Source organism: Bacillus sp. FSL R5-0286 (assembly GCF_038593245.1).
Taxonomy (GTDB): domain Bacteria; phylum Bacillota; class Bacilli; order Bacillales; family Bacillaceae; genus Bacillus; species Bacillus altitudinis.
Genome location: NZ_CP151977.1, coordinates 1601761 through 1624859, shown reverse-complemented (window position 1 = coordinate 1624859; position 23099 = coordinate 1601761). Strand labels below are relative to the sequence as shown.

At 41.9% G+C, this 23099-nt stretch carries 18 protein-coding genes; all 18 read right to left on the bottom strand.

All coding sequences use genetic code 11. The features are described from left to right. Positions 1–68: 68 nt before the first annotated feature. On the bottom strand, positions 69–2177 hold the full coding sequence (locus NST24_RS08220) for a glycoside hydrolase family 48 protein (RefSeq protein ID WP_268374173.1): 2109 nt from the start codon (positions 2175–2177) through the stop codon (positions 69–71). Positions 2178–2194: 17 nt separating this feature from the next. After that, positions 2195–4045 (bottom strand): glycoside hydrolase family 9 protein, encoded by a 1851-nt coding sequence (locus tag NST24_RS08215; protein ID WP_342462517.1) that lies wholly within the window; start codon positions 4043–4045, stop codon positions 2195–2197. 419 nt (positions 4046–4464) lie between these two features. Next, a complete protein-coding gene (locus NST24_RS08210; protein WP_282747424.1) occupies positions 4465–8718 on the bottom strand; it encodes a PolC-type DNA polymerase III in 4254 nt (1417 codons plus the stop codon). Positions 8719–8853: 135 nt separating this feature from the next. After that, positions 8854–10551, bottom strand: a complete 1698-nt coding sequence (locus NST24_RS08205) for a proline--tRNA ligase (RefSeq protein ID WP_045034268.1) — start codon at positions 10549–10551, stop codon at positions 8854–8856. 80 nt (positions 10552–10631) lie between these two features. After that, positions 10632–11897, bottom strand: a complete 1266-nt coding sequence (gene rseP / locus NST24_RS08200; RefSeq protein WP_007499546.1) for an RIP metalloprotease RseP — start codon at positions 11895–11897, stop codon at positions 10632–10634. A 6-nt stretch (positions 11898–11903) separates the two neighbouring features. Continuing rightward, positions 11904–13055 (bottom strand): 1-deoxy-D-xylulose-5-phosphate reductoisomerase, encoded by a 1152-nt coding sequence (dxr, locus tag NST24_RS08195; protein ID WP_342462516.1) that lies wholly within the window; start codon positions 13053–13055, stop codon positions 11904–11906. A 39-nt stretch (positions 13056–13094) separates the two neighbouring features. After that, positions 13095–13889: a phosphatidate cytidylyltransferase gene (locus NST24_RS08190; RefSeq protein WP_007499550.1), complete on the bottom strand. Its 795-nt coding sequence runs from the start codon at positions 13887–13889 to the stop codon at positions 13095–13097. A gap of 12 nt (positions 13890–13901) precedes the next feature. Continuing rightward, on the bottom strand, positions 13902–14684 hold the full coding sequence (locus NST24_RS08185; RefSeq protein WP_007499552.1) for an isoprenyl transferase: 783 nt from the start codon (positions 14682–14684) through the stop codon (positions 13902–13904). 129 nt (positions 14685–14813) lie between these two features. Continuing rightward, positions 14814–15371 carry a ribosome recycling factor gene (gene frr / locus NST24_RS08180; RefSeq protein ID WP_008344764.1) on the bottom strand — a complete coding sequence of 186 codons (558 nt, stop codon included), beginning with the start codon at positions 15369–15371 and terminating at the stop codon, positions 14814–14816. 1 nt (position 15372) lies between these two features. After that, on the bottom strand, positions 15373–16095 hold the full coding sequence (gene pyrH, locus NST24_RS08175; protein ID WP_008344767.1) for a UMP kinase: 723 nt from the start codon (positions 16093–16095) through the stop codon (positions 15373–15375). A 134-nt stretch (positions 16096–16229) separates the two neighbouring features. Beyond that, positions 16230–17111 carry a translation elongation factor Ts gene (gene tsf / locus NST24_RS08170; protein WP_007499558.1) on the bottom strand — a complete coding sequence of 294 codons (882 nt, stop codon included), beginning with the start codon at positions 17109–17111 and terminating at the stop codon, positions 16230–16232. A 91-nt stretch (positions 17112–17202) separates the two neighbouring features. Continuing rightward, positions 17203–17937: a 30S ribosomal protein S2 gene (gene rpsB, locus NST24_RS08165; protein WP_007499561.1), complete on the bottom strand. Its 735-nt coding sequence runs from the start codon at positions 17935–17937 to the stop codon at positions 17203–17205. Positions 17938–18092: 155 nt separating this feature from the next. Continuing rightward, positions 18093–18632 (bottom strand): Swarming motility protein SwrB, encoded by a 540-nt coding sequence (locus NST24_RS08160; RefSeq protein WP_212356364.1) that lies wholly within the window; start codon positions 18630–18632, stop codon positions 18093–18095. A 21-nt stretch (positions 18633–18653) separates the two neighbouring features. After that, positions 18654–19421: a FliA/WhiG family RNA polymerase sigma factor gene (locus NST24_RS08155; RefSeq protein WP_007499565.1), complete on the bottom strand. Its 768-nt coding sequence runs from the start codon at positions 19419–19421 to the stop codon at positions 18654–18656. Between the two features lie 24 nt (positions 19422–19445). Then, positions 19446–19946, bottom strand: a complete 501-nt coding sequence (locus NST24_RS08150; RefSeq protein WP_007499566.1) for a chemotaxis protein CheD — start codon at positions 19944–19946, stop codon at positions 19446–19448. After that, entirely contained in the window at positions 19946–20572 is a 627-nt protein-coding gene (locus NST24_RS08145) for a chemotaxis protein CheC (RefSeq protein ID WP_024720363.1), read from the bottom strand. The genes NST24_RS08150 and NST24_RS08145 overlap by 1 nt, the downstream gene beginning before the upstream one ends. 12 nt (positions 20573–20584) lie before the next feature. Further along, positions 20585–21046 carry a chemotaxis protein CheW gene (locus NST24_RS08140; protein WP_008344771.1) on the bottom strand — a complete coding sequence of 154 codons (462 nt, stop codon included), beginning with the start codon at positions 21044–21046 and terminating at the stop codon, positions 20585–20587. Positions 21047–21070: 24 nt separating this feature from the next. Continuing rightward, positions 21071–23098 carry a chemotaxis protein CheA gene (locus NST24_RS08135; RefSeq protein WP_024720362.1) on the bottom strand — a complete coding sequence of 676 codons (2028 nt, stop codon included), beginning with the start codon at positions 23096–23098 and terminating at the stop codon, positions 21071–21073. Position 23099 lies beyond the last annotated feature (1 nt).

Genomic DNA, 23099 nt, shown 5'->3' with positions numbered 1-23099 from the left:
CTTTGCTTTCATTTCATTTATCTTATTAGGAAACCGCCGGCTAAAAAAGCCGGCAGCTGCACTAGGTTCTATTCGTTTATGAGACGATGGTATTCTGCATAAGCTGTAGCCATATCAACTTGCGACCAGAAACGGTGATAGGTGAAACTTGGCGCTCCGTTTTCCCATTTGCCTGTTGCTTCATTAAAAGATGATTGATATTTACTCTCCAGGGCTGACCAAGCTGGATCTTGCTTGATTTTCGGACGAAGATCTGCAAAGCTCGTATACACTCCGTTACCTCCTCGTTGCGGGTCAGAAGGAATGGTGCTGGAACCAGGGATCTGATTTCCTTGACCAAATGTTCCGTTCCAGCCATTTGGGAAGTACACTTCTTTTTTAAAGAAACGGTGGTAGTCTTCTCTGTCTTCCTCTGTCACAATCCCTACACCATCATTGTAATTCCAAGCAACCTCAAGGAGTTGTGCCGCTGTCTCTTTTGCTCTTATGCCAAGTGCTGTGTAGTTTCCTGTCTCTTTCTGTGTTGCAGCAGCAAAGAATGTGAGTGCTTTGATTAAACTGCCCAGTACACCAGTATCTTGAGTAGGATCTTTTGTAACTGCCGTTAAATTTGGATTACCTGTTGCAGATTGGAACCCGCTCCAAGTGTCAGGCTGGCCGCTCCATTCTATATTCCCAGGAATCCAAAACTCTCCCGGTGCACTCGTCGTAGCAACAGCAACATTTGTCCCCCCTAGAATCCTTTGACCCTGACCATCTAAAAAATACCCATCTTGATCCGACACAGGACGAGTGCCAATAAAAATATAATCTAGTGAATAGTTGACCCATTTTGTGATGACAGATTTGGCCATTTGGAAATTTTCAGATGTTTTGTCGCCATCTTTTGCAAAGATATAATAAAGCTCTGCTACACGCTCAATCGGCCATGCTTGCATTCCAAACCAATTATTGGACGGAGGATCATGGTAAACAGGCGCATCTTCATAAGCCATATCATAAAATGTACTTCTTCCTGCTGGATAAGCGCTATAGTCTCCATTCCAGCTGTTGGTAGCACCTCCTGCAATCGCTCCCTCTTTTGATTGAAGCCAGACGTAAAATTCAAGCTGTCTCTTTAACGTCTTTTCCCAATCACTTGCAGCAGTCGGTGACGATGGCTTTAAGCCTCCCTTATCTGAGGATAAAGCGTAGGCAGCGACTGGGTTTTGATACCCTTGATGACAATGGCTCGCACCGATACGCCATGACCAATTCGCATATTCTCCAAGTCCCCCGCCCCAAGAGGTGTACCACGCCATTAAGTGATGACATGCACTTTTCCCATTTCCAGGATACGGATTACCTTGCTTGCCGCTTCCAATTGTTTGAAAATATTTATCGTACATTCCGTAACGAAGGAAATCACCCATTTTTTTCGCTTTATCAAGATAGACTGACCCATTATAGCCAAGTTCCTTTGCCCAATACATCGCCTGTATTGCACGCGCATCAGCATCCGTCGCATTTGTATAGCGCCACTGGGCGGCGGGCGCTTGATTTTCTTTTGTGAACAAACTCATGAAACCTTCATTGGGCTTTCCGGCTGTTTTATCATCTTGTGATGGATGAGGGATGGCCTCCCATACGGATTCTTGCGGACCCCGCTGAAATGTGTTTACATATGCAGCAGTATGTGATGGGTTGAGCAAATTCCCATATTCATACCAGTTGTCTACATCAAGAAGCCAGTGCATTAAATACGTTTCATTCGTTCCGTAAGTTGACCTCAGTTCATGATCAATTGGATCTTGACCAGCAGGGCGAGCACCCGTCAACTGACTCGGATATTGATCTGGATATGGTTTTTCTGAAGCGTATGTGGCTGGGCTGGATGGATTGTAAGAACTCATATGCGGCTGTTCGTCATGTCCATCTTCGTTTACTGGAATGATAAACTTCTCCATATTATCCCAAGCCGCTTCTAGTTTGCTCCAATCGCCTGTGTAGTGACCATACAATGCTTCAAGCCATAACCAATAGCTGTAAGCTTCTGAAGTTGTCATATGCCCGTAATCAGGTGCCTCACAAATGAGTGTCTCAACGGAATGATACGGAATGCCTTCTTTTGAAAAATATCCATTCGTCTCGTTTTTCATTTGATGATAAAGTGTTAAAAACCGTTCTTTATTTGTCATGTCCTCACCCTTTATATTTATTTATTCGGAAGCGTACCAAATACTAAAACACCTTGATCAAAAACAGGAATTCTCGTTGTTTTTTGCATATTGGATGTTAATCCTTGAAAGGAATAATCATTTGAGGCATCCCATATATTCGCACCATTTGGCGCAGATAACCGGAACTGTATTTCCTTCTTATGAAGCGATTCGCCTCCTGGAAAAATAGCTACGCCAGTAAAATCGATTTCTGTAAAATAGATATGGGATGATGCGTCATACACCGTTAACGGAGATAAGGAAGCGCCTTCATTGTAGACAGCTGTCACTTGAATATCTTTATCAGTGAATCCCTTCGCAAATATCTCGCTTAGATTGACATAATATCTAAAAGAAAGTGATTGACTACTTCTTGCCGGCCAGCCTGATCGATTGTATAGAATGGCTTTGATCTGAGTAGATGTTGTATCGTTACTCATGACAGCTGCCTCTACAAAAAACTCATCTTCCACTTTTTCTTTAGGCGGAAAATTCGGCAGCTTTGACTGCCCCTGACCAAACAGCTGCACCATTTTGGCTACATTTCCAGTAAAGGCGGCATTATAGTCTGTTGCTACCTCGTTTGATACATAGTCAGAGATGTCATCGGTATACTGATCCTGTGCATTAGGCCCCCCAACAAGCGCTCCATAAAGCGTGTGCCGATGAGAAGAAGGAGTTGTCAGCTGATTAGACCATGAGCCATGTGCAGTTCGATGGTGTGGATGCATCGGCGGATTTTTGCCAAACCCAACGACATAGCTTCTATTTTGCGGATTATCCCCTAACATATAGTGTGTTTGCCTGATCGCAAACGTTTGGTAACGATTCTTTTTTTCTTGATCAGAGACCCAATCTGCGTACACAAACGCTAAAAATGCAGCATTTGCTGTATAACGAAGTGAACCCCATTGATCTAACCACGCTAGTCCGCCAGGCGTATAAGTGATTCTTTCTACTTTTCCATTTTGAACAAAACCCGTCGACCAGTAATCGAGATTACGCTCCGTCGATTCGATAAACCTTTTCTCCTTTGTGATTCTCGCAAGTAAAATTTGCGAAGCAAAAAAGGTATTGTCCCACGACATCGTAAACGTATAGTCCCAATCCTTCGGCCATTCTTCTACTGCTTTTAGTGCTTTGTTTAAATAGGTCTGGTCATTTGTCGCCAAGTACAGCCATATTCCCCCCCAAATGAGCTCATCAATATAGCCGCTCCAAGAGTTATAAAATGGCTGCGCATTGGTGACACAATCTGTATACTCACCGCGATATTGGTCAGCAAATGCATAAAGCTGCTTTGCATGGGTGAGAAGCTTTGCTGCATAAGGCGCATCAGTTTCTTTAAAAATAATTGAACCCGCTGCTAAAGCGGCTGCGGTTTGGGCGGCTACTTCTGTTCCTGGACAATGTTCATCAATTTTAAATGCTGGCCGGTTCATCGGCATCACTTCTGCTGGACCCCACCAGCCATGATCTGCGTTCCCATCGCCTACTTGTGCCCAAAATTCATTTGGACCTGTATGGGCTTTCAAAAAATAATCGGTTGCCCACTTGATTTGATCTAATATATCATCAAGCAGCTCTGCCTCTTCGTAAGCTTCTCGGTACTCATAGACTGTCCATGCAAGCACGGCTGCCGAGTAAGCCATCGGAAGTCCGAACTTCACATGATCACCAGCATCGTACCAGCCGCCTGTTAAATCATGACCAACATCTTTCCCATCCTCTAGTCCAGAATCCCCTCGCCAGTTAAGACGATTGCTTTCAGGAAGCTTTCCGGAACGCTGGGCTTCGTAAAACAAAATGGATTTTTGAAGCACCTCTACATAGTTGTAATCTGACATGTACCTACTTCTCACCCCTTCATTTTTCTTAAACGTGAAACATTGAACAAGAAATGACCACCTCCTTGTTATTCCGTTCGTGTTTTGTACAGTGTTGAAAAGAATCAAGCGTGTTTCAAAAATGTGCATAGTAAACAGCCATCAGCTTGACGCTCACCGAGGGTTTTCTCCTGATTCTTCATGTGACTGTACCCAAAATGATCATATGTCGTATGAGAACATTTCAGACGGCTAAATTCTCTTTTTTGCTCTATTTGGGTAGAAAGAATGACATACATCTCTTCTCTCAAAACACGACGTTAAATCAAGATATATGAACCAACAAGAAAATAATTCCAGTTAAAATATTTAGTTAACATAATAATATTATTGTATATACAAAAAAGAACGCCCTTTAAGGGCGCTCTTCATTTTTCACATTAGAACAAAGAAAGCTGGTTTTGATCAGGAAGTGCTTCTAAGCAGCCTTGACGATCCAAATACTCAAGGATGGTCTTAGACACTTTTCCTCGTTTTTGTAAATCTTCTTTTGAAAGGAATTCACCATCTTGGCGTGCGCGTACAATATTTAACGCAACGTTTGTTCCGAGTCCAGGGATGGAGTTGAATGGCGGGATTAGCCCGTCTCCATCAATGATAAACTCAGTGGCACTTGATCGGTATAGGTCTACTTTTTTAAAGTGATAGCCTCTTTCACACATTTCAAGTGCAAGCTCTAGTACAGTTAATAGGTTCTTCTCTTTCGGTGATGCATCAAGACCTTTTGAGTTAATATCGTCCATGACCGCTCGAATCGCATTCGATCCTTTTGTCATCGTTTCGATATCAAAATCATCAGCACGAACGGTAAAATAAGCCGCATAGTACAGAAGTGCATGGTGCACCTTGAAATAAGCAATCCGAACAGCCATTAATACATAAGCAGCCGCGTGGGCTTTAGGGAACATGTATTTAATCTTTTTACAAGAATCAATGTACCAGTTCGGTACGTTATTATTCTTCATTTCTTCTTCCCATTCAGGAGGAAGTCCCTTCCCTTTACGAACAGATTCCATGATTTTAAAGGCAAGTGACGGCTCTAAACCTTGATAAATCAGATAGACCATAATATCATCACGACAGCCAATCACTTCGCTTAGTTCACACGTTTTATTATGAATCAGCTCTTGGGCGTTGCCGAGCCATACATCTGTACCGTGAGATAGACCAGAGATCTGAACAAGTTCCGAGAAGGTGGTCGGTTTTGTATCCTCAAGCATCTGACGAACAAACCTTGTGCCAAACTCTGGGATCCCAAGTGTTCCCGTTTTACATCCAATTTGTTCTTCTGTGACACCGAGAGGTTCCGTTCCTTGGAAGATTTTCATGACCTCAGGATCATCTGTCGGAATCGTTTTTGGATCAATTCCGCTCAAGTCCTGAAGCATCCGAATGACCGTTGGATCATCGTGTCCAAGAATATCTAGTTTCAGCAAGTTATCATGGATTGAATGGAAATCAAAATGCGTCGTTTTCCAATCAGAACCTGTCGCATCTGCTGGATATTGTATTGGTGAGAAATCGTAAATGTCCATATAATCCGGCACTACGATAATACCGCCTGGATGTTGGCCTGTTGTCCGTTTGACGCCCGTACAGCCCTGTACGAGCCGGTCAATTTCAGCACCTCTCATATGAAGGTTATGATCTCCTGCGTAGCCTTTCACATAACCATATGCCGTTTTTTCTGCAACGGTACCGATTGTACCTGCACGGTATACATACTCTTCACCAAACAGCTCTTTCGTATAGTTATGGGCAATCGGCTGATATTCTCCTGAGAAGTTCAAGTCGATATCAGGCACTTTATCTCCTTTAAAACCTAAGAACGTTTCAAACGGAATATCGTGTCCGTCTTTTTTATACGGCGTCCCGCATTCAGGACAGTCTTTATCAGGAAGGTCAAATCCTGAGCCAACCGATCCATCATTAAAGAACTCAGAGTGCTTGCAACTTGGACATACATAGTGCGGCGCAAGCGGGTTTACTTCTGTAATCTCTGTTAATGTCGCAACGAGAGATGAACCAACTGATCCCCTTGAACCAACTAGATATCCATCATCAAGTGATTTCTTAACAAGCTTATGAGAAATTAAATAAATAACAGCGAAACCGTGACCAATAATACTCTTTAATTCTTTCTCAATCCGGTCTTCTACAATTTTCGGTAAATCGTCACCGTAGATGCTACGAGCCATGTTATAGCTCATTTCCCGAATTTCTTCATCTGCACCTTCGATTTTTGGTGTATAAAGATCGTCTTTGATTGGTTTAATACTTTCGACCATCTCAGATACTTTATGCGTATTCGTCACGACAATCTCTTTCGCCTTTTCGTCTCCAAGGAAAGAGAAGGCTTCTAGCATTTCATCAGTTGTTCTAAAATGAACTTTTGGCAGTTCATGACGATTAAGCGGATTCGCCCCGCCTTGTGATGAAATTAAGATTTTGCGATAAATTTTGTCTTCTGGATGCAGGTAGTGCACATTTCCAGTCGCCACGACTGGTTTATTCAGTTTTTCACCAAGTTTCACAATGTTTGTGATGATCTCTTTTAATGCACGTTCATCCCGAACAAGCTCCAGCTGGAGTAAATGCTGATACACTTCTGGCGGATGAACTTCTAAATAGTCGTAAAATGCGGCAATGTCTTCTACCTCATCAGGTGACTTCTGCATCATCCCTTCAAACACTTCACCCTTATCACAAGCAGACCCAACAATTAAACCTTCTCGATATTTCTCAAGCTGTGAGCGAGGGATACGCGGCACGCGGTAGAAATAATGAATATGAGAAAGTGAAACAAGCTTAAATAAATTCTTTAGACCCGTTTCATTTTGTGCAATCACGGTTGCATGGTAAGGACGTGAGCGCTGATACGCATTGGACTGCCCCATGTTTTCATTTAATTGATCGTGGTAAGCAATCTCTTTTTCAGCCGCATCTTTTAGCATCTTCAGCATGAGGTAACCAGTTGCTTCTGCATCATAAATCGCCCGGTGATGCTGCGTGAGTTCAATATCGAACTTTTTACACAGCGTGTTCAGCCGGTGATTTTTAAATTCAGGATAAAGGAATCGGCCAAGTTCTAGTGTATCAATGACAGGGTTTGACGCTTTATCTGTTTTTAACAGTCGCTTATATGCTGCATTTAAAAAGCCCATATCAAAGCTCGCATTGTGAGCAACAAGGATATCTTGTCCAATCCACTCTTTGAAATCCCGAACAACATCGACCACATCTGGTGCATCTCTCACCATGTCATCCGTGATACCGGTTAGTTCAATGGTTGTCGCTGATAACGGATGATGAGGGTTTGCAAATGCCTCAAAGCGGTCAATGATTTCTCCGCCTTTGATTTTCACGGCTGCAAGCTCAATGATCGTATCATACACAGCAGAGAGTCCCGTTGTCTCAACATCAAATACGACAAACGTCGCATCTTCTAACAAGCGGTGCTCTGGATTATACGCAATCGGTACCCCGTCATCGACTAAATTGATTTCCACCCCGTACATCATTTTGATGCCATGCTTTTTACTTGCTGCATACGCATCTGGAAAGGATTGTACAACGGCGTGATCTGTCAGGGCAATGGCCTCATGCCCCCATTTTTTTGCTTGTTCAACAAGTCTACCGATGCCAGTGACAGCATCCATCTGGCTCATTGGCGAATGCAAATGAAGCTCAACACGCTTTTCTCCCTCTGGTGCAGTATCTTCTTTCAGCTGAGGTTTCATTTCATTGACGTCATTTGCGATCATGACAAGATCTCTCACAAACGTATCGTTTTGAATGCTTCCTCTTGCTTTGACCCACATCCCTTTTTTCAAGGATTTCATGAGCTGGGCATCTTCTTTTTCTCTCGCAAACATTTTGATCAAAATACTATTCGTATAATCGGTAATCTTAAAGATACAAAGGGTTCTGCCGCTTTTTAGTTCGCGCGTTTCTGCATCAAACACATACCCTTGGACGGTGATTCGTCTTTCTTCGTCCATAATACTATCAAGCGTACGTATTTCTTCATTGTCTTTGATTTGATAGCCAATCATCAGAGGGCCAGAAGGGGCTTCCTCTTGATCCTCACTTTCCTTCTTCTCCATCTCAACAAGGGCTTGCATGGCTCTTTCTTGATCTTCAGCAAGTTTTTGTTCTCTGAACTTCTGAATCTCTTGATCTGATACAAAAATTTCTGTATCAAATTGAAGTTCTGGAAAACCAACTTGTTTAAATGCAGCCTGAAGCATTGGGCTATATTTCTTCTTGATGGCCAGAGCCTCAGTTTCGCTTTTTGTTTTGATGATGATCTTATGTCCAGACAGCGCTGGTTTTTGCTGTTGAAGCAAGCTGATGATTGGGGGAGAAATTCCTTGAAGCTCTTCCACACAATGTGACCAATACGATTGAACGAGCTCTTCAGATATGTGCGGATCATTGACTTCAATCGTACAAGTGACTTGTGCGATATGAGAAAATGCATTTGTCAGCCTGCTTAAAAACATTGCATATACTTTGTAAGGCAAAAGCGCCTTAAATTTAAAATGGAAATGCCACGTTTTTGCCGCCTTATGCACCGTCAATTTGACGATCTCGCCTTCTTCAAAGTAACGGCTGAGGTCATCATCTGTCATTTGAATCTGATTGAGTAATATATGAAATTGCCGCCGGGTAATCGGTAATTGTTCATCCAAGACAGGACCCTCCTTTTGCAAATCAGAAAGGTACCTCTTTTTTGCAGGAGGTACCTTCATTTTTTTGTTCGTTTTTTATGCTTGGCGTATAAATGAAATCAGTTCATCAACAGATACTTCGTGTGATTCACCTGATTTTCTGAATTTCACTTCGACAATACCTTCTTCTGAACGTTTCCCGCAGCTAATGCGAATTGGCAGTCCAATTAAGTCACTGTCGGCAAATTTGACGCCTGCACGCTCTTGGCGGTCATCGAAAAGGACTTCATAACCCTCTTCCTGTAAACGCTCATACAGCGTTTCAGCCAGTTCCTTTTGTGCATCGTTTTTCATATTTAAAGCAAGTAGATGAAGATCATATGGCGCAACTGTTTCTGGCCAAATAATCCCCTTGTCATCATGATGTTGTTCAACAATCGCAGAAAGGGTTCTAGAAATTCCGATGCCATAGCAGCCCATGATCATTGGCTGCGCACGTCCATTTTCATCGAGGTATGTTGCATCCATTGCCTCTGAATAACGTGTGCCTAGCTTAAAGACTTGTCCTACTTCAATTCCTTTTGCGAACTGGATTGTGCCTTCACCATCTGGAGAAACGTCTCCTTCTTGAATCAAGCGAAGATCTGTATATTCCTTCACTGACAGATCACGAGCAGGATTAACATTGACATAGTGATAATCCGATTCATTTGCACCTGCAACTGCATTTGTCATTCCTTTTACAGCGTGGTCTGCATAAATCGTTACTTCCGCTTCAAGCTTCACTGGTCCAACAAATCCTGGTTCTGTTCCGATCACGTCTAGTACTTCCTCACGTGAAGCAAGCTCTACAAGCTGTGCTCCAACTAAGTTTTTCACTTTCACATCATTTACTTCATGATCGCCTCTTGTCAGGACAAGTACATACGCATCGTCCGCTTTAAACAAGACAGATTTGATACATGTAGAAGGAGCCACTTCTAAGAATGACGCAACATCTTGTATCGTCTTCACCTGCGGCGTGTGTACTTTCTCAAGTTCTTTGAAGTCCGCAGGGTTTGCTTCTTCTCCGTGATACACAGCCTCAGCCATTTCAATGTTCGCAGCGTAGGAAGATGTGTCAGAGTATGCGATTGTATCTTCTCCTACTTCTGACAGTGCCATAAACTCATGTGTATCTTTTCCTCCCATTGCCCCAGAATCGGCAATGACGGGTCTAAAGTTAAGACCTACTTTTGAAAAGACATTCGAGTAAGCTGTAAACATTTTGTTGTATGTGTCATCAAGGCTCTCTGGTGAAGAGTGGAATGAATAGGCGTCCTTCATAATAAATTCACGTCCGCGCAATAACCCAAAGCGAGGTCTTTGTTCATCACGGAATTTAGATTGGATTTGATAAAGTGTCAAAGGAAGCTTTTTATACGATTTGACTTCACTGCGTACGAGTGATGTGATCACTTCTTCGTGTGTTGGGCCAAGTGCAAACTCGCGGCCGTGGCGATCTTTCATACGCATGAGTTCTGGACCGTATGTATACCATCTTCCTGACTCTTGCCACATTTCTGCTTGCTGCAGCACTGGCATTAACAGCTCAGCTGCACCCGCCTTTTCCATTTCCTTGCGAACAATGGATTGAATGTGCTGAATCACTTTATGTGCTAGCGGCAAATAATGATAGATACCGCTCGTGTTTTGTCTAATAAATCCAGCTCTTACTAATAGCTGATGACTTTTTGCCTCAGCATCTGCCGGCACCTCTCGAAGAGTTGGAATGAAAGTCAGGGATTGTCTCATGTCGTTACACCTCATTTAAGAAATAGGACTTCTCACAAAAACTCTTGTTTCCCAGAATGAGAAACAAGAGACATTGGTTTTTATAAAAATAATCGCTGGATGTCATTCCATGTCACTACTAGCATTAATAGCATGAGGAACGCAACACCAATGAAGACAACAAGTGCCTCTTTCTCACGATTAATTGGTTTGCCGCGAATGGCTTCAACGAATAGGAAAAGTAATCTTCCTCCGTCTAATGCAGGAATCGGTAATAAATTCACGATCCCTAAGTTGATACTAAGAAACGCAGCAAACTGCATTAATGTTAACACACCTTGTTTCGCTACTTCTCCTGTCATATCATATATTCCAACAGGACCTGCAAGCATATCTAATGAAAATTGTCCTGTGACAATCTTTTGCAAGTTCGTTAAGATGAGACCTGCTGTTGATATCACTGTCGTTCCTGAGGATGAGATGACTTTGAGAAAGCCATTTTCTGTTGGCGGGTAAGAGCCAAAACGGCCAATGGTTTTTCCTTCGGCCTTCACAGCTTCCGGTACAACTTGAATGGTGCTTTCTTTGCCATCTCGGTCAATGACGACATTCATTTTTTTATCTGGGTTCTTTTGAACCGTTTGAACAACGTCTGTCCAAGAATTCATTTTATCCCCGTTAATTGAAACGATATGATCTCCCTGCATAAGCCCGGCTTGCGCTGCCCGGCCGTCTTTTGTCAGCTTACCAAGTACAGGATCATCCACGGTTACACCTTGAATAAATCCTAAAGCCACTAGAATCACATATGCCAGGATAAAGTTCATAATCGGTCCAGCTGCAATGGCTTTAATACGCTGCCATACTGTTTTTGAACCAAACTGACGGTTGTATGGCGCAATTTGAATTTCTTCACCATCTGCAATATAGAAGCTTGTTTGGCTTACATTGTAGCCAGTCAGAATGTCTTCATTTCCAGCCTCATATCCTGAAATTCTCATCGCATGATCTAAATCAATTTGTTCAACTTCAATGACAAGTGCATCAGGATATTTTTCTTTATCATTTAAAATGATTTTTTCTACTTCATTTTGCTCATTGAATAAGAGCCCCACTGTATGACCCGGTTTAATTTCAATGACTTCAGGGTCTTCTCCAGCCATTTTAACAAATCCGCCGATTGGCAGAAGTCTGATGGTATAGACGGTTTCTTTTCGTTTAAAGGAGAAAATCTTCGGTCCAAAACCAATTGCGAACTCGCGGCATAAAATGCCTGCGCGCTGCGCCATAATTAAATGGCCAAGCTCGTGGAAAAAAACGAGCGTTCCAAAAATAATAATAAACGCAATCACTGTATTCACGAACATACCACCTTATGCGAGGATTGATTGAACAAAGTCTCGTGTATCTTTGTCCACTTCATGGATATCTTGCAAACTAGGCGTTGAAATCACATGATGTCTGTTCAGTGCCTTTTCAATCAATTCTTCAATTTGCAGGAACGTTACTTTGCCTTTTAAAAATGCATCAACAGCTATTTCATTGGCTGCATTAAGCACAGTAGGCATTGTCCCTCCTATTTTACCTGATTCATAAGCAAAATGTAAGCAGCGATACCTGTCAAAATCCGCTTTTTGGAAATTTAATTGTCCAATCTCCCAAAGGTTTAATGATTTCGCTTCTTTTAATGGCGCTCTATCAGGATAAGTGAGCGCGTATTGAATCGGAACCCTCATGTCAGGTGTACCTAACTGAGCCATGACACTTTTGTCATGGAATTCCACCATGGAATGGATGATGCTCTCTTTATGTAACAGCACATCAATTTGATCGTATGGGATATCAAACAGCCAATGCGCCTCAATCACCTCAAGCCCCTTATTCATCATGGTCGCTGAATCGATCGTGATTTTTGCGCCCATGGACCAGTTTGGATGATTCAGCGCTTCTTCAACCGTTACACCTTCAAGCTCCGTGCGTTTTTTATCTCGGAAACTGCCGCCTGAAGCTGTGACGATTAAGCGTTCAATGTTTTTAGCTTGTTCACCTTGCAGGGATTGAAAAATAGCGGAGTGTTCACTATCGACAGGAAGTAAAGGCACGTCATACTTTTTGGCGTACTCTTTTACTATATGACCAGCTGTCACAAGTGTTTCCTTATTTGCAAGTGCGATCGTCTTTTTTTGTTCAATGGCTTTTAATGTCGGCACAAGTCCGACACTTCCTACCAGTGCATTGACCACAACATCCACTGCATCATAGGTCGCTGCCTCGATGTTTGCTTCATCACCCGCAGCCATTTTGACATCGTTTTGAAATGAATGACCTTTTAACGTGCGATAGGTCGCTTCGTCTACACATCCAACAAATTCAGGCTGAAATTGTTCAATGATAGGGATGGCCTTGTCTATATTTCTGCCAAACGTCATCGCTTTCAACTTGAATTTGTCTGGATGCTGCCTGATCACATCTAATGTTTGTTCTCCAATTGATCCTGTTGCGCCTAATAGCGAAATATATTTCAAATTGCCACTCCTTCTCTCGTTCAATTAGTTTCTATGAGGTTAGCTAGCAAACGTGGCCAGCAATAAATATAAAAACGGCAGAACGAATAAAAAGCTGTCAAACCTGTCCAAAATTCCGCCATGACCTGGGAGTATTGTCCCTGAATCCTTCACATGGTAATGACGCTTTAAAGCAGATTCCACAAGGTCGCCAAGCTGTCCAAAAATACTGAGCAAAAGAGTAATAAACATAACAAGCAGATATGATGGCAAAAATCCTGTAACCGCCTGGAACACAAGTGACAGCACGACCGCTGTGACGATTCCGCCGATAAATCCTTCTACTGTTTTGTTTGGGCTGATCTCTGGCCAAAGCTTTCGTTTCCCCATAGATTTCCCAATAAAATAGGCACCTGAGTCAGTGGACCAAATAATCACCGCTGCGAAGAAGATCGCACTCATGCCATACAAGCCTCTAATTTGAATAAAATAATAGAAACTAACGCCAATATATAATGTGGCTAATATAACAAAAGCAACCTCATCGAATGTGAAAGAGTTTTTGCTCAGAACTGTATAAGTTAAAAGGATTAAGACTGCAAATAAAGCAATCTGCATTTTTGATGCGTCTACGTTCGGGAAGAAGCTATTTTCTCCGCCCATTAAAAGCCAAAGCAATATTAAGCTGACAATGCCAGGAAAGCTGAAAATCGAAATCTTTTTCATTCTAAGAAGCTCAAAGAGAGCGACACTTCCCATTAAATAAATCAGCAGGGTAAATGGCATTTGTCCATAAATCACTGCAAGTAAAAACACTGCAGCTGCCAGAACACCCGTCAAAATTCTTTGTTTCATCTGCACCACCCTCTAAATTCCACCGAACCTCCGGCCGCGGCGCTGGTACTCTCCGATAGCGCCTATGAGATGCTCATCAGAAAAGTCAGGCCAAAGCACATCCGTAAAGACAAACTCGCTGTATGCAATTTGCCAAAGCATAAAGTTGCTTAATCTAATTTCTCCACTCGTACGAATAAGCAAATCCGGATCTTGAAGAGATTCTGTCATTAAATAAGCTGAAAACATCTCTTCTGTGATGTCTTCTGCTCGAAGCTTGCCTTCTTTGACTTTTTCAGAAATTTGTCTGCATGCAGAAATAATTTCTGTCCGTCCTCCATAATTGAGCGCAAAATTTAAAATGAGTCCGTCATTATTCGCCGTACTCTTCACTGCGTTCTCTACCGCTTTTTTCGTATGCTGCGGGAGGCCGTCTGGATCACCTGTTAAACGTACACGGACATTTTCCTCGATGAGTTCAGGCAGATAGATGTTTAGAAACTCTTCAGGAAGCTTCATTAAAAAGTCTACTTCTAGTTTTGGACGTTTCCAATTTTCTGTAGAGAAAGCATACAAAGTCAGCACTTTGACATTCAGCTCATTTGCAAGCTTGGTCATGCGCTTGACAACTTTCATTCCTTCATGATGTCCTGCTACCCGTGGAAGCGCACGTTTCTTCGCCCATCTTCCATTCCCATCCATGATAATGGCGATATGTTCAGGAATTTCTCCATTTAATATGTCTTCTTTTGTCAGGCTTTCTAAGTTGGAAGCTGCTGTTTGCTGATTCTTCCAATTTTTGAGTATATTGAGCATGAGATTCCTCCATCACCCAAAAAGGTTGCGTTCCCGCTAATAATATAGTCCTCAACAGTATTAACAAAAAAACCCCCTGTAAACATGAAGAGGGTCTTTTCACTATTATCTATTGTACATAGTTTTTTCTTAAACTTCCATGATTTCTTTTTCTTTATCTTTTGTCACTTCATCAATTTTAGCGACATATTCATCTGTCAATTTTTGAACATCCTCTGTAGATGATCTTAATTCATCTTCAGTGATCTCCCCATTTTTCTCTAGCTTCTTCAATTCATCGTTTGCATCACGACGAACGTTACGAACAGCTACTTTTGCTTCTTCTGAGTATTTTCTCACAACTTTTACAAGTTCTTTACGTCTTTCTTCTGTTAGTGCTGGGATCGCAATACGGATCACGTTTCCGTCACTTGTTGGTGTGATACCAAGATCAGACTTTTGGATCGCCTTTTCGATATCACCGATCGCTGTTTTATCGTAAGGTGTGATAATCAGCATACGTGCTTCTGGCACTGTAATTGACGCAATTTGGTTTAGTGGTGTTTGCGCACCATAGTAATCCACTGTTACTTTGTCTAAAAGGGAAGCATTAGCTCTGCCCGCACGGACAGTTGCTAGTTCACGTCCGTATGCTTGAACGGCTTTTTCCATTTTTTCTTTTGTTTGGTTCAACACTTCTTTTGACACGTTATTTCCCCCTCACGATCGTTCCGATTGATTCGCCATTGACGGCACGTTTAATATTTCCTTCTTCCATAATAGAGAAGACGATTAATGGAATGTCATTGTCCATACATAATGAGGACGCAGTAGAATCCATTACAGCAAGCCCTTCTTTTAGTACATCAAGATATGAAAGCTTATCATATTTTACTGCATCCGCATCTGTACGAGGATCAGCACTGTAGACACCGTCTACATTGTTTTTCGCCATTAAAATGACATCTGCTTCAATTTCAGCTGCACGAAGTGCTGCTGTTGTATCAGTAGAGAAATAAGGGTTACCAGTACCTGCAGCAAAAATCACGACACGTTTCTTCTCAAGGTGACGGATCGCTTTTCTTCTTATGTATGGCTCTGCAACCTGTCTCATTTCGATAGAGGTTTGTACTCTAGACTGAATGCCAAGCGTTTCTAGGCTGTCTTGTAATGCCAATGAATTCATCACTGTTGCAAGCATCCCCATATAGTCTGCTGTTGCCCGGTCCATTCCTAAGTCACTGCCTGTCTTACCACGCCAAAGGTTTCCTCCACCTACAACGACTGCAACTTCAACATCAAGTTCTGCAATTTCTTTTACTTGCTTTGCAATTGATTGAATGACAGTTGGGTTAATTCCATTTCCAGCATCACCAGCTAGTGCTTCTCCACTTAGCTTCAGTACAATGCGATTATATTTCGGTTTGCTCATGATAACCTCCAAGTGTAAACTATACCGTCTCTTATTATGCGTAAGAAACCGTCTTTTGTAAATCAATATCCTCTAAAAAATAGGGAACACAGTGCTTGTGCTCCCTAAAAAAGCCCCAGAGAGCTTTTCAAACATTATTTTTTCACTTGGCTCATGACTTCTTCAGCAAAGTTGTCTTGACGTTTTTCGATACCTTCGCCCACTTCATAGCGAACATAAGTTTGAACAGTTGCGTTTTTCGCACCTACAACTTGTTTCACTTTTTCATCTGGGTTTTTAACGAATGCTTGGTCAAGTAAGCAAATTTCTTCGAAGAATTTGTTTAGACGGCCTTCTACCATTTTAGCAACGATATTTTCAGGCTTTCCTTCTTGAAGCGCTTGTTGTGTTAATACTTCACGCTCACGGTTTGCTTCTTCTTCAGACACTTGGTCACGAGAAATGTATTTAGGGTTTACAGCAGCAACGTGCATTGCGATGTCTCTCGCAAGCTCTTCATCAGTTGTTCCGTTAAGAACCGCTAATACACCGATGCGTCCGCCCATGTGTAAGTAAGAACCGAATGCAGCGTTATCTTCTTTTGTGATGACTGAGAAACGGCGCAGCGTAATTTTTTCTCCGATTTTCGCAATTGCAGAAGTAATATGTTCTTCAACTGTTGAACCATTTTCCATTTTAGAAGCATGTGCTTCTTCAATTGTTGCAGGTTTTGCAGCAAGTAAATGATCAGCAAGTTCGTTAAGAAGATTTTGGAATCCTTCGTTTTTCGCAACGAAATCAGTCTCAGAGTTCACTTCTAGGATAACGCCAGTATTGCCGTCAGTTTTAATAAGAGTTAATCCTTCTGCCGCAATACGGTCTGCTTTTTTCGCAGCTTTTGCGATCCCTTTTTCTCTTAGAAGATCGATTGCTTTGTCGATGTCACCATCAGTTTCTGTTAACGCTTTTTTACAGTCCATCATACCTGCACCAGTTTTTTGACGCAGTTCTTTTACTAATTGAGCAGTAATTGCCATTTTACATTTCCTCCTTCTATGTTAAAACACGGATTACTAGGTGAAAAAAAGGTGATAAAAGGCAGTTCCCTCTTATCACCTTTTGAATAGGTTACGCAGTTGTTGTTTCAGTTTCTGTCGTTTCTTCTACAACAGCTTCTTCTTCGCCTTGTTTAGACTCAAGAATCGCATCTGCCATTTTAGCAGTTAGAAGTTTTACAGCACGGATTGCATCATCGTTTGCAGGGATCACAACATCAATTTCGTCTGGATCACAGTTTGTGTCAACGATACCGATAATTGGGATATTCAATTTACGAGCTTCTGCAACTGCAATACGCTCTTTACGAGGGTCGATAATGAAAAGTGCATCTGGAAGACCCTTCATGTCTTTGATTCCGCCTAGGAATTTTTCAAGACGTTCTAATTCTTTTTTCAGTTGAACGACTTCTTTCTTAGGAAGAACTTCGAACGTACCGTTTTCTTGCATTTTTTCGATATCTTTTAAACGTTTGATACGTTTTTGGATTGTTTCAAAGTTTGTTAACGTTCCACCAAGCCAGCGTTGGTTTACATAGAACATACCAGAACGGATTGCTTCTTCTTTCACTGAATCTTGTGCTTGCTTTTTCGTACCAACGAAAAGGATTTTTCCTCCGTCAGCAGCAAGGTTTTTCGTGAAGTTGTAAGCTTCCTCTACTTTTTTCACCGTTTTTTGAAGATCGATGATGTAGATACCGTTACGCTCTGTAAAGATGTAACGCTTCATTTTTGGGTTCCAACGGCGTGTTTGGTGACCGAAGTGAACACCAGCTTCTAGCAATTGTTTCATAGAAATAACTGACATGTTGTTGCCTCCTAATATAATGGTTTTTTTTCCTCCGCTTAAGTCATGTTCACATAAAACTGCGCCACGGCAGCACCTTCATACGAATCATTAAGCGTGTGTATTTAACACCAAGAAATAATATAACACATGATGGACTGACAATCAAGAATCCTTTACAGCTTTCCGCTAAATTTTAATAAAAGCTCGATTTCTGTCTTGCCCGTTTTTAATTCTTTCGCTATTTCTTCTAATGATAGCCCTTGATCATATAAGGCCTTTACTTGATCCTCAAATGTTTCTTCTATTTCACTTTCAGAAGGCGCAGAAGCTTCTGTTTCGAGACTTGAAACGGGTTCGTTTACCTTCTCTTCCTGCACCTCAACTTCGCTAAGGAGAGCCGACAGGTGCTCTGGAACTGGATCTTCACTTTCTACCGATTGCTGGGATTCAATTGGTGGTTGTGGCTGCTTTGGTGTCTGAAGATCCGATTTCAGCTCTTCAGCAGAAAAATCAGGGGAAGTGGCTGCAGCTTTTGATAGTTTTTCATTCTCTTCTTTGACTTCCATCAAAAATGCAGCCAGGGTATTTTCCGTTTCTTCTAAAAGCTCTCGCTGCTTTTGTTCTGTTGCCTTCAGCGAATTCATTCTCGTGTATAAAATGATCACAAAATAAATAAGTGCAGCATGAAGCATAAAGCTAATCAGCCATAGCATATTTTTTCACTCACTAACTCTTTAAGATTGAATGGCTTTATCAAGCAGATGCTTAAGCTTGAACAATGCCTTTGAATGAATTTGCGAAATGCGGGAGGTCGATAAATTAAGCACTTGACCAATTTCCGTTAACGTCAATTCCTCTTTATAGAAAAGACTAATCACAAGCTTTTCTTTTTCCGAAAGCTCTGTCATTTTTTCGGCAAGCTGTTCAATTAATTCATCTTTCAGCATTTTCTCTTCAGGTGTCACAGTCTTTTCGTCGCGAATCATGACTTGAACGTTTTCTCCGTCTTCTTGATCATGCAGCTTCTCATCAATCGAGAGCAAATTCGCAAAGAATCCTTCATTCATCGTTGTGACCACATCTTGTTCACTCATGCCGAGTTCTTCAGCAACCTCTGTTGGTGTCACATTTCGTAAATATCGCTGTTCAAGCTTTTCAATTGCCGCTTCTACTTTTTTTGTTTTTTCTCTTGATGTACGAGGCAGCCAGTCCTCTTTACGAAGACCGTCGATGATGGCCCCGCGAATTCTGAAGGATGCATATGTATCAAACTTCAGATCTCTTCCGGGGTCAAATTTTTCAAGGGCATCATATAAACCGAGCATCCCTAGACTGATCAAGTCTTCTTTGTGCACTGACTTCGGGAGACCGATGGAAATTCTTCCAACATGATATGTGACGAGCGGCATATAGCGGCGCATAAGATCATCTCCAGCAGCTGGGTCCTTCCACTCTTTCCATCTAGCCCATAGCGCCTGATCTTCGTAATTTAAGGATTGCATCTTTCTCCCCCTATACTTCCTTAGTTATATCTTCATAATGCCTTGTTTCACAGTGCGGATCTCAAGTTCTGTTGTAAGCGGATCGAATTCAATCGTGCGTCCATTGTTTCCGCCCGTGTCCTCACTAATGATCGGGATATGATGAAGAGACAGATGTTCTTTCACAGCTGATACATTTCTAGGTCCAATTCTCATCAGATCATTGGTTGACTTAAATTTAAACATTTCTGCGCCGCCAGCAAGCTTCGCTTTTAGCGCATGTTTGCGCGCTCCTTCTTTTAAGAGCAGATCAATTGTATGCTTGACACCTGTATCTGCATACTTAGCCAAGTTCTCTACCGCTCCTTTTGAAAGAGAGGAGTCTGGAAGCATGACATGGACAAGTCCTGCCAGTTTTTTTTCTTGGTCAAAAAGGACAAGTCCTACGCAAGAACCGAGACCGGATGTCCGTATACGGTCCGGTGTTTTCACAAGCTGAACATCCGCTATACCAACCTTTACAACTGCCGGAATCTGCACGTTCATTATAGGTTACCTAATGCTTTGAACAGTTTTTCAAACGATTCAAAGTCTGGTAATAGAAACATATTTCCTTTCAGCTCTTGCTGATTTTGATCATCGAAAATCGATGTATCAATCACAATCGCCTGATCGCCGAGAGGGCTAAACTGCATTAATCCTTCACTAATGACAGCCCCGAACATGTCGAGCGTGACATCTGGAACACTTGGTTGAAGCTGCAGTTTTGTTAAATCGGCAAGTGCTGATAAATAAGAGCCTGCTAAAATATTTCCTAGCTCATGAAGCGCTGATGTTCCTAGCATGTGTTCATGAATCGTATCAATATCAAATGCTGGGTCCTGAACAAGCTCTCTTACAAATTGTTCAGCTTGTTCAAACGGCATAATGAAAAAGATTGAACCGGTAAGATCACCCTCCATTCGCAAAAAGATACTGGCAACTGGAAGGTCTGCTCCACCAAAGAAATCCATTAAATCTTCAAACGAGAGAACTTTGACAAAAGGAACAGCCATATCAATTTTGCGATTCAATAGGCTGGCAAGAGCAGACGCTGCATGGCCTGCTCCGATATTCCCAACCTCACTTAATATATCTAGCTGTTCATCTTTAATTTCATTGAAAATGCTCATTTCACATCCCCCTTAATGAACAGGTGCATCTTGCACGCTCTTGTCGAGGACCGCACCAGCATGAATGATATTGAATAGACGCTGATCATGCTTAATAATTCCTGTCACCCATGACAGTCCTTCTTTTTCAGCTGAATCAGTAGAAGATTCTACCTCTTCCTGATGAACAGTAATGACATCATTTGCTTCATCAACAATCCAGCCGACTTCAATGTCACCAACTTGTACAATAATCATTCTTGTTTCGTCTGTAATCTCGTTGTCAGTTGATCCAAGTCTCACTCTAAGGTCAATGACAGGTGTCACGACACCACGTAGATTAATGACACCGCATATATAAGGGGCAACGCCAGGAACTCTTGTCGGCTGCTGCCATTTTTCAATGGACTTTACTTCTGATACTGAAATGGCGTATTCTTTTTTGTTTACGATAAACACAATCATCTTTTCGCCAGTTTTGATATCTGTACTCATTTCAGACCGCTCCTCTATTGTTTTTTACTTAATCAGTGCATTACAGTCAACGATGAGTGCAACCTGACCGTCACCTAAGATTGTTGCGCCTGATATCGCAAATACGTTTGGTAGGTAATCTCCAAGTGATTTCAATACAACCTCTTGCTGACCGATAAACGAATCGACCACAAATGCTGTTAGCTTGTCTCCTTTACGGACAACAATAATGTGCAGTTCTTCTTCTAAATCATTCGCATTTGGTACGTTGAACTGTTTCTTCAAGTACACAACCGGTACGATAAATCCACGGAAATCAATGACTTCACGATCATGCGTTTGAAGGATGTCACTCTTCTTAATGACAGCCGTTTCTATAATAGAAGAAATCGGAATAGCAAATGTTTCTTCCTCTAGTTTCACAAGAAGTACGGAAATGATCGATAATGTGAGTGGAAGCTGAATTGAGAACAGTGAGCCTTGACCTTCTGTTGAGTTAATACTCACAGAACCACCTAATGATTCCAGCTTGTTTTTCACAACGTCAAGACCTACACCTCGGCCCGAGATATCAGAAATCGTATCAGCTGTAGAGAACCCTGCTGCAAAGATCAATGAATCAATTTGGTGATCTTCAAGTGTTTCCGCTTCTCTTTCTGTAATAACCCCGCGCTCTAATGCTTTCTCAAGGACCTTTTTACGGTTAATCCCGCCGCCATCATCTTCGACCTCAATGAAGACATGGTTTCCGCTATGATATGCTTTTAAAAGAACAGTTCCTTTTTCTGGTTTGCCTTTTTTCACACGTTCTTCTGGTGATTCAATCCCGTGATCGAGACTGTTTCTAAGTAAGTGTAAGAGTGGATCGCCAATTTCATCGATCACTGTTCGATCAAGCTCTGTCTCAGCACCTTCAATGATCAGTTCAATTTTCTTATTGAGCTCTTTCGTCAATTGACGAATCATACGTGGGAATCTGTTAAACACCGTTTCTACAGGCACCATTCTCATGTTCAAGATGATCGATTGCAGGTCTCCAGAAATACGGGACATTCTTTCCACTGTATCCGTGAGTTCGTTGTTTTCAAGTTCTTTAGCAATCTGTTCTAAACGTCCTCTATCAATGACAAGCTCTTCAAACAAGTTCATAAGTGAATCTAGACGATCGATGTTGACACGGATCGTTTTCGTTCCGCCGGCAGCTGCACCGTTATTGCCATTTGCTTTTGGCGCATCGTTTGCTGGCGCTTTAGCAGCAGGAGCTGCGACTTCTTCATTTTTCTGCTCAGGTTTCTCTGCTTTTGTTTCAGCCGGAGCCGCTTCTTCAAAGGCAGAGACTTCAGAAATCTCCACTTGTTCAACCTCTGAGATCGCTGTCACGATTTTTTTCACTTCTTCCATCGGCTGTTTCGATAAGTAAGAAATGCTGAATTCAGATTCAAAATCTTCTGATTCTAAAAGTTCTGCATTCGGAACCGTTTTGACAACTTCTCCTGCTTCGTTCAGTCTTTCAAAAATCATATAGACACGAACGGCTTTTAATAAGCATGCGTCACTTAATGTCACGTTCAGCTCATAACATTTAAAGCCTTGTTCTCTCGCTTCATCAAGAACTGTTCGTTCAAATTCGTTATAATCTAGGTCGCTTGCAGCTGATGATGCTTCAGCAGTCTCAACGGCAGATGCTGTTTCTGCATGGCTTCCTGTCACATCTAGTTTTTTACTAATCTCTGTGACATCACGTTTTCCATCCCCGCCCTCTGCAATCGATTGAACCATTGCTTCAAGGTGATCGAGTGCTTCAAACATCGTATCCATTGATTCAGGAGTGACAATCATTTGTTCGTTTCTGATGGCATCAAACATGTTTTCTAAATGATGTGTTAATTGAGCCATATCATCAAAGCCCATCGTTGCACTCATGCCTTTCAGTGTATGAGCGGCTCTGAATATATCATTCACTAGCTGCAAGTCTGTTGGGTTCTTTTCTAATTCAAGAAGTTTTTCATTACAAGTTTGTAAGTGTTCTCTGCTTTCATCTAAAAAGATATCTAAGTATTGGTTTACATCCAAC

Coding starts and splice junctions, on each gene's coding strand:
- NST24_RS08145 (WP_024720363.1), bottom strand. CDS start 20,572: ATGAGCATTTTCAATGAAATTAAAGATGAACAGCTAGATATATTAAGT.
- NST24_RS08160 (WP_212356364.1), bottom strand. CDS start 18,632: ATGCTATGGCTGATTAGCTTTATGCTTCATGCTGCACTTATTTATTTT.
- NST24_RS08215 (WP_342462517.1), bottom strand. CDS start 4,045: ATGTCAGATTACAACTATGTAGAGGTGCTTCAAAAATCCATTTTGTTT.
- NST24_RS08140 (WP_008344771.1), bottom strand. CDS start 21,046: ATGAGTACAGATATCAAAACTGGCGAAAAGATGATTGTGTTTATCGTA.
- rseP (WP_007499546.1), bottom strand. CDS start 11,897: ATGTTCGTGAATACAGTGATTGCGTTTATTATTATTTTTGGAACGCTC.
- NST24_RS08150 (WP_007499566.1), bottom strand. CDS start 19,946: ATGAACGTGCAGATTCCGGCAGTTGTAAAGGTTGGTATAGCGGATGTT.
- NST24_RS08185 (WP_007499552.1), bottom strand. CDS start 14,684: ATGCTCAATATACTCAAAAATTGGAAGAATCAGCAAACAGCAGCTTCC.
- pyrH (WP_008344767.1), bottom strand. CDS start 16,095: ATGAGCAAACCGAAATATAATCGCATTGTACTGAAGCTAAGTGGAGAA.
- rpsB (WP_007499561.1), bottom strand. CDS start 17,937: ATGTCAGTTATTTCTATGAAACAATTGCTAGAAGCTGGTGTTCACTTC.
- NST24_RS08155 (WP_007499565.1), bottom strand. CDS start 19,421: ATGCAATCCTTAAATTACGAAGATCAGGCGCTATGGGCTAGATGGAAA.
- NST24_RS08210 (WP_282747424.1), bottom strand. CDS start 8,718: ATGACAGATGATGACCTCAGCCGTTACTTTGAAGAAGGCGAGATCGTC.
- tsf (WP_007499558.1), bottom strand. CDS start 17,111: ATGGCAATTACTGCTCAATTAGTAAAAGAACTGCGTCAAAAAACTGGT.
- NST24_RS08220 (WP_268374173.1), bottom strand. CDS start 2,177: ATGACAAATAAAGAACGGTTTTTAACACTTTATCATCAAATGAAAAAC.
- NST24_RS08205 (WP_045034268.1), bottom strand. CDS start 10,551: ATGAGACAATCCCTGACTTTCATTCCAACTCTTCGAGAGGTGCCGGCA.
- NST24_RS08190 (WP_007499550.1), bottom strand. CDS start 13,889: ATGAAACAAAGAATTTTGACGGGTGTTCTGGCAGCTGCAGTGTTTTTA.